The organism is Bacillus salacetis (genome assembly GCF_003581585.1).
In the GTDB taxonomy this organism is placed as follows: domain Bacteria; phylum Bacillota; class Bacilli; order Bacillales; family Bacillaceae_B; genus Rossellomorea; species Rossellomorea salacetis.
In genome coordinates, this window is the sequence record NZ_QXIR01000030.1 from 47,322 (window position 1) to 59,625 (window position 12,304).

At 43.4% G+C, this 12,304-nt stretch carries 14 protein-coding genes and 1 other annotated feature; of the genes, 13 read left to right on the forward strand and 1 reads right to left on the reverse strand.

The genetic code is table 11. The annotated features are described in order from the left end of the window. The first annotated feature begins 96 nt into the window (after positions 1-96). From speD to thrS, 8 genes are all read left to right on the forward strand, one after another. Entirely contained in the window at positions 97-477 is a 381-nt protein-coding gene (gene speD / locus D3H55_RS18270) for an adenosylmethionine decarboxylase (RefSeq protein WP_119548753.1), read from the forward strand. Between the two features lie 494 nt (positions 478-971). Further along, positions 972-1,325, forward strand: a complete 354-nt coding sequence (locus D3H55_RS18275) for a cytosolic protein (protein ID WP_136035745.1) — start codon at positions 972-974, stop codon at positions 1,323-1,325. A 95-nt stretch (positions 1,326-1,420) separates the two neighbouring features. Next, positions 1,421-1,876: a transcriptional regulator NrdR gene (nrdR, locus tag D3H55_RS18280; protein WP_119548755.1), complete on the forward strand. Its 456-nt coding sequence runs from the start codon at positions 1,421-1,423 to the stop codon at positions 1,874-1,876. A gap of 80 nt (positions 1,877-1,956) precedes the next feature. Beyond that, positions 1,957-3,348, forward strand: coding sequence for a replication initiation and membrane attachment family protein (locus tag D3H55_RS18285; RefSeq protein WP_119548756.1), 1,392 nt, complete (start codon positions 1,957-1,959; stop codon positions 3,346-3,348). A gap of 10 nt (positions 3,349-3,358) precedes the next feature. After that, on the forward strand, positions 3,359-4,291 hold the full coding sequence (gene dnaI / locus D3H55_RS18290; RefSeq protein ID WP_119548757.1) for a primosomal protein DnaI: 933 nt from the start codon (positions 3,359-3,361) through the stop codon (positions 4,289-4,291). Between the two features lie 282 nt (positions 4,292-4,573). Further along, positions 4,574-5,425, forward strand: coding sequence for a sporulation protein YtxC (ytxC, locus tag D3H55_RS18295; protein ID WP_240628665.1), 852 nt, complete (start codon positions 4,574-4,576; stop codon positions 5,423-5,425). A 593-nt stretch (positions 5,426-6,018) separates the two neighbouring features. Beyond that, positions 6,019-6,249: a hypothetical protein gene (locus D3H55_RS24490; protein ID WP_168413168.1), complete on the forward strand. Its 231-nt coding sequence runs from the start codon at positions 6,019-6,021 to the stop codon at positions 6,247-6,249. 18 nt (positions 6,250-6,267) lie between these two features. Next, a complete protein-coding gene (gene thrS, locus D3H55_RS18300; RefSeq protein WP_119548759.1) occupies positions 6,268-8,199 on the forward strand; it encodes a threonine--tRNA ligase in 1,932 nt (643 codons plus the stop codon). Positions 8,200-8,256: 57 nt separating this feature from the next. Here the strand turns inward: thrS and D3H55_RS18305 are convergent, their stop codons facing one another. After that, complete coding sequence (locus D3H55_RS18305) at positions 8,257-8,718, reverse strand: YusW family protein (RefSeq protein WP_119548760.1); 462 nt, start codon at positions 8,716-8,718, stop codon at positions 8,257-8,259. A gap of 189 nt (positions 8,719-8,907) precedes the next feature. Then, positions 8,908-9,044: a sequence feature (ribosomal protein L20 leader region), on the forward strand. 41 nt (positions 9,045-9,085) lie between these two features. Here D3H55_RS18305 and infC point away from each other — a divergent pair. From infC to D3H55_RS18330, 5 genes are all read left to right on the forward strand, one after another. Beyond that, positions 9,086-9,655, forward strand: coding sequence for a translation initiation factor IF-3 (infC, locus tag D3H55_RS18310; RefSeq protein ID WP_119548761.1), 570 nt, complete (start codon positions 9,086-9,088; stop codon positions 9,653-9,655). Positions 9,656-9,676: 21 nt separating this feature from the next. Then, positions 9,677-9,874: a 50S ribosomal protein L35 gene (gene rpmI / locus D3H55_RS18315; protein WP_119548762.1), complete on the forward strand. Its 198-nt coding sequence runs from the start codon at positions 9,677-9,679 to the stop codon at positions 9,872-9,874. Positions 9,875-9,911: 37 nt separating this feature from the next. Next, positions 9,912-10,271 carry a 50S ribosomal protein L20 gene (gene rplT / locus D3H55_RS18320; RefSeq protein ID WP_119548763.1) on the forward strand — a complete coding sequence of 120 codons (360 nt, stop codon included), beginning with the start codon at positions 9,912-9,914 and terminating at the stop codon, positions 10,269-10,271. Positions 10,272-11,349: 1,078 nt separating this feature from the next. Beyond that, the gene (locus D3H55_RS18325) at positions 11,350-11,649 is read left to right on the forward strand and encodes a DUF1294 domain-containing protein (RefSeq protein WP_119548764.1); all 300 of its coding nucleotides are present in this window, start codon (positions 11,350-11,352) and stop codon (positions 11,647-11,649) included. A gap of 50 nt (positions 11,650-11,699) precedes the next feature. Beyond that, on the forward strand, positions 11,700-12,272 hold the full coding sequence (locus tag D3H55_RS18330) for a TVP38/TMEM64 family protein (protein ID WP_119548765.1): 573 nt from the start codon (positions 11,700-11,702) through the stop codon (positions 12,270-12,272). The last annotated feature ends 32 nt before the right edge of the window (positions 12,273-12,304 follow it).

Below are 12,304 nucleotides of genomic sequence, written 5' to 3' on the forward strand. Positions count from 1 at the left end.
CCTCTTCGGACTAACTTTCCCCCGTGGTAGTTATTATGTTGCCGAAGGATAGGTTCATTTTGACGAAAAAAATTATGTCAAAGGGGGAAACAACAAATGGAAACAATGGGTAGACATGTAATCTCAGAATTATGGGGTTGCGATTTTGAAAAGTTGAATAATGTTCATGAGATTGAAAAAACGTTTGTAGATGCTGCATTGAAATCAGGTGCAGAAGTTCGTGAGGTGGCTTTCCACAAATTTGCTCCACAAGGTGTGAGTGGAGTGGTGATCATTTCGGAATCTCACTTGACAATCCACAGCTTCCCGGAGCATGGTTATGCCAGCATTGATGTATATACATGCGGAGATCTTGATCCTAATATCGCTGCTGATTATATTGCAGAAGCCCTTAATGCGCAGACACGCGAAAATATCGAACTGCCGCGCGGAATGGGTCCTGTCCAAGTGAAACAATCAAAAGTGAATGCATTATAAAAATCCTGAGCCTTCTATCGAATAGAACGGCTCTTTTTCTATGCTCTTTTCGTAAACTTTGTTGCTATTCAATATGAATTTCAAATAATATCCTGGTAAATCGCCGTAAAAACCATGGTAAGCAGGAAAGAAAAGTGGTGCTCTTTCTTTATTGAGAGTAAAATCTCGGAATGCAGGGGAAAATCCGTCACTTGGGATTTTTCCAAAAGCAACAAAAATGCGAAAGCCGCCATTATATATAGGCTCTGTTAGTTAATATTGTTGTTATTCCCATTGGATGACTGGTGATTCTATTCAGGCTGAAGGTATGCCTGGCTATCAAGAAAGCAATTTGCATTCCTTCTTTAAGAAGTGAATGCTTTTTTTAACTGAAGAATTTAGGTACAATAAGTACAGGAATGTTTTTCGGAAAAATATATGAAAGTCTCTGAAAAGAATTGGCGAGACTTAATGAAGATCGCGGGGGAAAGAACTTGGGAGTATTTTCATCCATAATGACTATATTTAAATCAGACATCGAAACATCTGATTCAACTGCAGATAAGCAACTGAAAACACATTATTACAAATCTGCCCAGGATAAAGTTTTCCAGGCTGTGCTCGATTTGTTTTCATCGAGTGATTACAAGGTCATAGGCGAGTCAAGGGAACGCGGTGAAGTGACGGCGGAAAAAAGAGGATTCCCTGGATATTTTATCGTGGTAACTTCTATTAATGTGGCACCATTTGAGTCAGCCGTGGATTTTAAAATCAGTGCCGAGAAGAAGATACCGGGCTCCTATCCAAAAATGAGGCAGGAAATCATTTCTCACTATAATGTATTGGACAGCAGACTGAAAAGGGTATAAATTCCAGCTTGTGAATACAGGCTCAATTTTATATTATTTAAGTAGAGTAAGAATGAAACAGTCCGACTGTTACAATGAATACCGGAGCTGATATTATGAAATGTCCATCATGTAAATATAATGGAACCAGAGTTGTGGATTCCCGTCCGGTTGATGAAGGACGCTCGATCAGGAGAAGGCGTGAGTGTGAGGTGTGTTCTTACCGGTTTACCACATTTGAAAAGGTGGAGGAATTTCCTCTTATTGTGGTTAAGAAGGAAGGAACACGTGAAGAATTCAGCCGCGAAAAGATGCTGAGGGGGCTTATTAAAGCGTGTGAAAAACGCCCGGTATCCCTGGATACGTTGGACAGCATTACCGGCGATATTGAAAAAGAACTAAGAAATGAAGGTTCTTCAGAGGTTCAATCCGAAAAGATCGGTGAACTTGTGATGGACAGGCTGGCCAAGGTGGATGAGGTTGCGTATGTTCGTTTCGCCTCGGTTTACCGCCAGTTTAAAGACATCAATGTGTTTATAGATGAATTAAAGGATTTAATAAAAAAAGACTGACTTTGTTTGAGCTGAGGGACAACCTGGCTCTTTTTCTCTTTATTGCAAGTCATTGTTTTTGAAAGGTAAGGGAGAGCAGAATGATGAATCATTGGAATAAAATTCAGCCTGTCGACCGGTATACGGTTTGCTTAAACGGCATCATCCAGGAATATGAACGGAAAGCGGTCACCTTCTTGTACCAGCCCTTGATAGGACCGGTATGCTTCAGTTTATACATGACATTATTAAACGAAGTAGAAGAATACAGGTTGAATTCGGAACAGTCTACACATTATCATTTGATGAATTTTCTTTCTTCCAATTTACCGGATATTTACCAAGCCCGTTTGAAATTAGAAGGAATCGGGCTGTTGAAAACGTACGTAAAACAAGAAGGCGATCCCAGGGAGTTTATCTATGAGGTACAGCCGCCTCTTTCACCGCAGCAATTCTTTACTGACGGGATGCTGAATGTCTATCTTTTTCGGAAAATCGGTAAGACTCACTTTAATCGGTTAAAGAAATTTTTCTGTGATGAAGAAGCGGACTATACCGACTATCAAGAAGTCACCAGGTCCTTTCAGGACGTTTACGCTTCAAGTCAATCCATCAACTTGCTTGATGAGGATGCAGAAAAGGAAAGCTCCCTGGCTTCCAGCCAAAAGTTTACAAATCCCCAGAGTCCTGCAGGGGTTCCGGTCGATACCATCGACTTTGATTTCGACCTTCTGCTTGCCGGGCTTTCGCAGAATATGGTTCCTAGACGGGCTTTTACAGCACCTGTCAAAGAGACTGTCGCGAAGCTGAGCTGCCTGTACAGTATAAATCCGCTGCAAATGAAAAATGTGATACTCAGCGCTTTAACTGAAGATGATGATATCAATATCGAAGAACTCAGGAAAGCGGCGAGGGATTGGTATCAGCTTCAGAATGGGGGAGATCCCCTTCCTGATCTGCAGCCGAAAATCCAGAAGGTCCAAGCCTCTTCCGATAAGCAGCCTGCGTCAAAAGAAGAAGAGTTGATCCAATACTTGGAAATCACATCCCCTACAGATGTTCTCAAAGATATCTCAGGTGGAATCGAACCGGCGAAAAGTGATTTGAAGGCTATCGAGGAAGTCATGTTTTCGAAGAAACTGTCCACAGGCGTCACTAATGTCCTATTGCAGTATGTCCTGCTGAAGACAGATATGAAGCTGACAAAAGGATATATGGAGAAGATCGCTTCGCATTGGGTCCGGAAGAAGGTAACGACTGCACAGGAAGCGATGAATCTTGCAAAAAAAGAACACAGACAGTATCTGGAGTGGGCTGAAGGAAAAAAAGAGAATACTAAGAAAAGTTACAAGAAACCGGTGCGAACGGAAAAGCTTCCGGATTGGTTTGAAGAAAAACCGCCTGAGGAAGATGAAAAATCTGGTCAAAGCACCTCTGAATTTGAAGAACAAAGACGCAAGCTTGAAGAAAAGCTGAAGAAATATCGAAAGTAGGTGGCTAAGAGTGGAACCCATCAACCATACACTGAAGAAACTGGCCGGGTCACAGGCCTTTAAAGAAAGATACGAAAAGATGAGGCGGGAGATTCTGCAGGACGACTATGTTAAGCATTTCCTCGAACACAATCAAGGAAATGTCACGAGGACAATGATTGATAACAGCATGGTGAAATTATACGAATACATCTCACAAAGCAAGCAGTGTGTCGATTGTCCCAGCCTCGGTCAATGCAGGAACATGATGAAAGGCTATGATCCGCATCTTGTCATCAGAGGGAGCCTGATTGATATTGAGTATCACATCTGCCCCCGTAAAGAAATGGATGATGAGAAACGAAGATCAGAGAAGCTTATAAAGAGCCTCTACGTACCAAAAGATATACTGCTGGCCTCATTTTCAAATATAGATCTTGATTCGCCGGGGAGGCTGGAAGCGGTCGACCTTGCCAATGAATTTGTTGAGAACTATGAAGCAGGCAAGGCTCAAAAGGGCCTTTATCTGCATGGGAAATTCGGAGTCGGAAAATCGTATCTTCTGGGAGCAATCGCTAATCAGCTTGCTGAAAATAAGGTTTCCTCCCTTCTGGTGTATATGCCGGAGTTTGTCCGGGAGATGAAACAGTCCCTTAGTGATCATTCAATGGATGAAAAGCTAGATGCTGTCAAGAAGGCTCCCGTACTGATGCTGGATGATATAGGTGCCGAAACCATGTCAAGCTGGGTAAGGGACGAGATACTTGGGACGATCCTGCAATTCCGCATGCTGGAGAACCTCCCTACCTTCTTCACCTCAAACTTTGATTATGACGGCTTAAAGCATCACCTGACATACTCCCAGCGGGGAGAAGAGGAAAAGATGAAGGCAGCTCGTATTATGGAAAGAATCAAGTACCTGACAAAGCCCGTCCTGCTGGATGGAACCAATAGGAGAGAATAGAAGCAGGAGATTATTTCCTGCTTTTTTATATGGAAGCAGGGAAATCATTAGTTGATTTCCTCCTCTTCTTGCCAAGCGCCCGACACCAAGTGGCGTGCAGTGAGCCGCCTGGTGGGGCCGTTCAACTTATAACTCCAGAAGAAATACTATCTCATTTGTATACACAGCAAATCTTAAATGCTTTTTGAATGAATTTCGGACTAGCCACTTCTAATTTGTCCCAGCTCCCCATATATATAAATCAGGGATTTGGCTTTAAAGGGGGGAGCGGGTTTGTTTGAAATGATTTTCAAACAAAATGGAGACGCAAGAAATCTCCAAAAGTTCTTAGAGAAAGAATCGTGTGCCACGTTGCTCCACGAAACTCTTTTTCAAAATCAAAAGCATTATATCGTTTCAATTAAGAAGCAGCAGAATAACCAAAACATCTTAGACGGACTGTTCTGTTTCATTATGAATGTCAAACGGCTGGAATGGGCTTCCTATATTTTGGCGGAATACTACTTTTATAAAGATCCGCATGAACAGGAACAAATATTGACAATCATTGGTGAGATGCTCTCTGGTGACAGGGAGGAATTGACCAGTTTGATGAATGATTGGAATGAAACCGAATTTCTTAAAGGAAACCTGGTTAGTTTAATGGAGAATAATGAGCCGGTCCATTTCGATTCCTTTGTGAAATTTCGGCTGAAGGCCCTTCATGAACGAATGGTTTTGTATGTTGAAAAGGCTATAGATGAATATAAATTGGAGCAGGACTACCAGATGTTTGTCCAGATGCTTAGGGATTATCTGGCCAGTAAAAACGAACAGCAAACCTGCATTCATTTATACTTTTCAAACAGTGACTTATTGTTTTTTAACGCGGAATTGAAAGAGATGAAACGAAACGAATTGTTCAGTGTTGTGGATAAAAGGCTTTTGACGAACCACCCTGTCTATGTAGACTCTTATACAATTGCCCCGCTGCTCTCAATGGCACCAAAGCAGATCAATGTTTACTGCAGTGAACCCGAATTGAAATTGATTCGAACCATAGAAAATATATTCGAAGAGCGGGTCAGGATCCTGCCATTATCGGCTTTCCCGGGGAATGTCCATCCAGCCATCCCGGATGCTGCCAACGAATAGCAAATTTTGCAGCGATACGCTTGATTTTCCTCATCTAACCGACTATAATTACCTACATATTAACTTCATATACCAAGGTTTTGATGAGGACAAAAGTATTCAAAAACGGTTCACAGAGAGGGAAGCAGCGGCTGGAACTTCCCAATACGATTGAAATACTTACCGCCTCTGAACTTCAACCAGGAAAACGAACAAGGCCCGGAGCGTATCTAAATACGTGAGGAGCCGAACGAGCGAAGTCGACGCGGAAATTCGCCCGCGAACCCCCATCTCTGACGAACGAGAAGCAAGAAGTTCAAGGAGAAGAGGGAGAGAGGCCCGGAGCGTATCTAAATACGTGAGGAGCCGAACGAGTGAAGTCGACGCAGAAATTCGCCGGCGACCCCCCATCTCTGACGAACGAGAAGCAAGAAGTTCAAAGAGAAGAGGGAGAGAGGCCCGGAGCGTATCTAAATACGTGAGGAGCCGAACGAGCGAAGTCGACGCAGAAATTCGCCGGCGACCCCCCATCTCTGACGAACGAGAAGCAAGAAGTTCAAGGAGAAGAGGGAGAGAGGCCCGGAGCGTATCTAAATACGTGAGGAGCCGAACGAGTGAAGTCGACGCGGAAATTCGCCGCTTATCGTTCGTCAGTATTGGTTGACGGCAGCAGCCGTTATATGATCCGGAGTCATTTGTACTCATTAATCATCATTAATGAACAAATGAGAAGTTGGGTGGAACCACGAGAAACTAATTTAGCAAACCTCGTCCCTTCATTTATTGAAGGGGCTGGGTTTTTTTATTTTCTAAAAAAGCCGCCATCACTGGACAAAACTTACTAATTAAGGAGGAAAATCATTATGTCAGAAGCATTGAAAATCACTTTCCCTGATGGAAACGCAAAGGAATTTCCAAAGGGAACAACAACTGAAGAAATTGCTTCTTCCATCAGTTCAGGACTGAAGAAAAAAGCATTGGCCGGCAAAATCAACGGCAAACTTATAGATCTTAGAACGCCAATCAAAGAAGACGGCGCAATTGAAATTGTCACACCTGACCATGAGGATGCTTTGGAAACCCTTCGGCACAGTACTGCCCACTTGATGGCGCAGGCAGTCAAAAGATTGTATCCTGATGCGAAATTGGGAATCGGTCCTGTGATCGAAGGCGGCTTCTACTACGATATCGATACGGAGCATTCCATTACATCCGAGGACTTGCCGAAGATTGAAAAAGAAATGAAGAAAATCTCTGAATCGAATCTTGAGGTTGTGAGAAAAGATGTCAGCCGTGATGAAGCTCAGAGAATGTATGAAGAAGTTGGCGATGAATATAAGATTGAACTTCTTGAGGCCATCCCTGAAGACGAGCAAGTCTCTATTTATGAGCAGGGTGACTTCTTTGACCTTTGCCGGGGAATCCATGTCCCGTCAACAGGTAAAATCAAAGAGTTTAAACTGTTAAGTGTAGCTGGTGCATATTGGCGCGGAAACAGCGACAACAAAATGCTTCAGCGCATTTATGGAACAGCCTTCTTCAAAAAAGAAGATTTAAAAGAGCATTTGCGTCTGCTTGAGGAAGCGAAAGAGCGTGACCACCGCAAAATCGGGAAAGAATTGAACCTGTTCATGAACTCTCAGAAAGTCGGACAAGGGCTGCCGATGTGGCTGCCAAAAGGCGCGACAATCCGCCGCATCATCGAGCGTTATATTGTCGATAAGGAAGAAAAGCTCGGTTACGACCATGTTTACACTCCTGTCATGGGAAGCGTTGATTTATATAAAACAAGCGGCCACTGGGATCATTACCAGGAGAACATGTTCCCTGTCATGGATATGGATAATGAACAATTGGTTCTTCGCCCGATGAACTGCCCGCACCATATGATGATTTACAAAAACAGCATTCACAGCTATCGTGAACTGCCGATCCGGATTGCCGAACTAGGGACAATGCACCGTTATGAGATGTCAGGTGCACTTTCAGGGCTTCAGCGTGTAAGAGGCATGACTCTGAATGATGCCCACCTGTTTGTCCGCCCAGACCAAATCAAGGAAGAGTTCAAACGGGTAGTCCGCCTCGTGCTTGAAGTCTATAAGGATTTTGATCTGAATGACTATTCCTTCAGGCTTTCCTATAGAGATCCGCAGGATACTGAAAAGTATTTTGATGATGATGAAATGTGGGAAAGAGCACAGGCAATGCTGAAAGAAGCAATGGACGAAATGGAAATCGACTATTTTGAAGCAGAAGGCGAAGCAGCATTCTACGGTCCTAAATTGGATGTACAAGTGAAAACAGCGCTGGGCAAAGAAGAGACGCTTTCCACAGTGCAGCTGGACTTCCTGCTTCCTGAGCGCTTTGACTTAACATATATCGGGGAAGACGGAAAACATCACCGCCCGGTTGTCATCCATCGTGGAGTAGTATCGACAATGGAACGTTTTGTTGCATTCCTGATTGAAGAATATAAAGGGGCATTCCCGACATGGCTGGCTCCGGTTCAGGTCCAGGTGATCCCTGTTTCACCTGACGTGCATTTTGATTATGCGAAAAAAGTGCAGGAAGATCTTCAAGCGCAAGGGCTGCGTGTCGAGCTTGACAGCCGTGATGAAAAAATCGGCTACAAGATCCGTGAAGCACAGATGAGCAAAATCCCATACATGCTGGTTGTAGGGGATAATGAAATCGAAGAAGAAGCCGTCAATGTACGAAAATATGGTGAGCAAAATTCAGAGACAGTACCATTATCCGAGTTCATTCAAAAAGTGACAGAAGAAGTAAATCGCTGATAGACAAAGAAGGCCGCACCTGGATGAACAGGTGCGGCCTTCAATCTAACTAAACAATCAGGAGTTTTCGATTGTAAACTGTTTTTCCCCTCCATCAGTGAAATCAACTTCCAGTTCAATCTTTTTGTAATCTTCCCTCAGTCCAAATGCATCGACCAATTGCTGAGCAACTTCTTCATCCGGTGTATCCTCGTTAAAATCCAGTTTATCGAAAGCGGGTTTTATCTCGCCGAAAGCCAAACTGTCATCTTCGGCATCGTATTCTTTATCAGTGAGTTTATCCGTTATATCGACATCCTGGCCATCGCCTTGCTTCTCATATTCAACAGCATATGCTTCTTCAAGATCGGGATAATCCACTTCTAAATCGAAATAATCGTATGCAATCACATTGTCCGCTTCCTCCTCCGTCAGATTTCCTTCCTGGTCGGGGTTTTGCCCTTCTTCAGACGAGTCCTGGCAGGCTCCTAACATTAGCGTTAAAGAAAGCGCGGTACCGGCGGTGAAAAGTCTATTCAAAAAAAACACTCCTTTGATAATCAATAGTACTAATCTTTAGCACAAATTATTATTTTTCAAACATTTTTATAAGAAACCTGTTGCGTTATGCACCGACTTTTGATAATATAATTCTTGTTGCAAAGGAAAGCGATCATTTGACAGTGAAAACTGGTTATGATATAGTACTAAGGTAATTGAATACAGTTTGCGGTAAAGAAGAGGCTACCCGCTTCTCACCTGATTGACGCACTAGGCAGTTGGCAGGTTTTACGAAATGTACTTATGACGTTTAACGTCTTATTGATGCGGGTGTGCTATTGTGCCACCGGCGTTTTTTTATGGCTTAAATTCAATAAACCATTCTGGCCCTGCAGGTATTTGCTCTATGCGGATCTTGCCCAAACGATGTATTCTCAAAAAACCTTGGAGGTGTCTGACTATTAGCAAAGACATGTTCGTTAACGAAGGCATACGTGCTCGTGAAATCCGTCTGATTGATCAAAACGGTGAGCAGCTTGGAATCAAATCCAAAAATGAAGCGTTGGAAATCGCTGGTCGTGTGAATCTTGATCTTGTATTGGTTGCTCCGAATGCAAAACCGCCAGTGGGCCGTATCATGGACCACGGCAAGTATAAGTTCGAGCAGCAAAAGAAAGAGAAAGAAGCTCGCAAAAACCAGAAAATCATCAATTTGAAAGAGGTTCGTCTGAGCCCCGGCATCGAAGAACATGATTTCAATACAAAGCTTCGCAATGCTCGCAAGTTCCTTGAAAAAGGGGACAAAGTCAAAGCTTCCATCCGCTTTAAAGGCCGTGCCATCACTCATAAAGAGATTGGTCAACGCGTCTTGGATCGTTTCTCTGAAGCCTGCAAAGATGTAGCTACAGTAGAATCGAAGCCAAAGATGGAAGGACGCAGTATGTTCTTAGTATTAGCACCAACTAATGAAAAGTAATGGATCGAGGAGGAATTTCAAATGCCAAAAATGAAAACTCACCGCGGCTCAGCTAAGCGTTTTAAAAAGACAGGTTCTGGAAAATTAAAACGTTCTCATGCTTACACAAGCCACTTGTTCGCTAACAAATCTACAAAGCAGAAGCGTAAACTGCGCAAAGGCGCCGTTGTTTCTGCAGGTGACTTCAAACGCATTCGTCATATGCTTGACAACCTATAAAATCGAATTGGATCTACCACACTAGGAGGGAAATAATATGCCACGTGTAAAAGGCGGTACAGTAACACGCAGACGTCGCAAAAGAGTTCTTAAATTAGCAAAAGGATTTTTCGGATCAAAACATACATTATACAAAGTAGCTAACCAGCAGGTTATGAAATCTTATATGTATGCTTACCGCGATCGTCGCCAGAAAAAGCGCGACTTCCGTAAGCTTTGGATCACTCGTATCAATGCAGCTGCACGCATGAACGGTCTTTCTTACAGCCGCATGATGCATGGTCTTAAACTTGCAGGTATCGAAGTAAACCGTAAGATGCTTGCTGATCTTGCTGTAAACGACGAAAAAGCATTTGCTCAATTAGCAGAAGCTGCAAAATCCCAAAACAACAAGTAATATTGTTGGTCAAAGCCATTCTCTTTGGAGAGTGGCTTTTTTTGATTGCTTAAACTTGGTTTTTAAGAGTGATTATTTCATCCTTATATGAGGATAGTGAGTTAGTAGTCAGAGATTTTTTGGAGTAGAATTTAAGCGGTTTTCGGTTGGGGGAGTGCTGGACTTTGATTAGGTGAAATTTTTTGGAAAAAGAGTCCGAATCCCGTGCTGATTCGGACAAAAATGGAATGGTGTCCCCAAAAAGAGTCCGTATCCTGGGGTGATTTGGACAAAAATGAAGTGGCGTCCCCGAAAAGAGTCCGAATCCCGTTGTGATTCGGACAAAAACGAAGGGGCGCCCCCGAAAAGAGTCCGAATCCCGGGCTTATTCGGACAAAAATGAAGTGGTGCCCCCGAAAAGAGTCCGAATCCCTTGCTTATTCGGACAAAAATGGAGTGGTGCCCCCGAAAAGAGTCCGAATCCCGTGGTGATTCGGACAAAAACGAAGGGATGTCCCCGAAAAGAGTCCGAATCCCGTTGTGATTCGGACAAAAATGGAGTGGTGTCCCCAAAAAGAGTCCGAATCCCGTTGTGATTCGGACAAAAATGGTGTAGTGCCCCCGAAAAGAGTCCGAATCCCGTTGTGATTCGAACAAAAATGGTGTAGTGCCCCCGAAAAGAGTCCGAATCCCGTGATGATTCGGACAAAAACGAAGGGGCGCCATCGAAAAGAGTCCGAATCCCGTGCTGATTCGGACAAAAATGGAATGGTGTCCCCAAAAAGAGTCCGTATCCTGGGATGATTTGGACAAAAATGAAGTGGCGTCCCCGAAAAGAGTCCGAATCCCGTGGTGATTCGGACAAAAATGGAGTGGTGCCCCCGAAAAGAGTCCGAATCCCGTTGTGATTCGGACAAAAATGGGGTGGCGTCTCTAAAAAGAGTCCGAATCCCTTGCTTATTCGGACAAAAATGAAGGTGTGCCCCTGAAAAGAGTCCGAATCCCGATCCGGATCCCAATCCAAAATGATATCTCTTGCCATGCTAATCTTTTATACTTATAATGACACCAATAATCTGCGAAATGGGGAATGCATGCAATGACCACACCACTAACACTCCTGCTTGCCTATTTTACCATTGTGAATTTCATGGGTTATATCATCATGGCAAATGATAAAAACAGGGCAAGGCAGAATAAATACAGAATCAGGGAGAGCTCCATCTGGAGGGTTGCGTTCCTGGGAGGAGCAATAGGCTGTTATGCCGGAATGAAAAGGTACCGGCATAAAACGCAGCATTCTGCTTTTAAGTATGGCCTCCCTGCTTTATCTGCGGTTGAGCTCATCACATATACAGGACTTGCGTTCATCATTATTCAAAATAAAGCCTTGTTCTAACAGCTCGTACCATTGTATATGCTGTAGTAAACCAGGAATGAGGTGGGAGCATGGACGAAAAGTATACCTTTGTGTTTGCTGTCATTGAATCAAGCGGATGGCTGGCTCCCGTGGCATTTATTTTATTTCATATACTCAGGCAGTTTATCTTTATTCCCGTGGTGCTCGTGTGCATTGTCGGCGGAATCTTGTTTGGAAGTGTGTTTGGCACAATTTACTCGCTTGTGGGATTGACTCTCTTATCGGCTGGATCTTACTTTATATTAAAAATGTTCCCTGCCTTAAATCAAAAACTATTAAATTTAAAGCAAAAATGGTTTGGATACGGAGCGAAATTGACGGTGGGACAGATTGCTGTATTGAGGCTTGTTCCGTTTGTACACTATCAATTGTTGAATGTGTGCCTGATGGAAAGAAAACCAGCATTGGGGGAGTACGTGAAGAGCTCGTTCCTTGCCAATCTGCCGCTTGCATTCTTTTACACTGTGTTCGGGGAATTCATTTCAGAGTTTACCCCGGGAATCATCATACTGATAATGATGGGTCTGTTCATATTATTTTACACGCTGAGGGAAAAGGTCAGGGTCATCAAATGGCAGGAATTTTTCCACCAGCCATCATAAAAGCCGAAAATGGTCATTCCATTTCCGGCTTC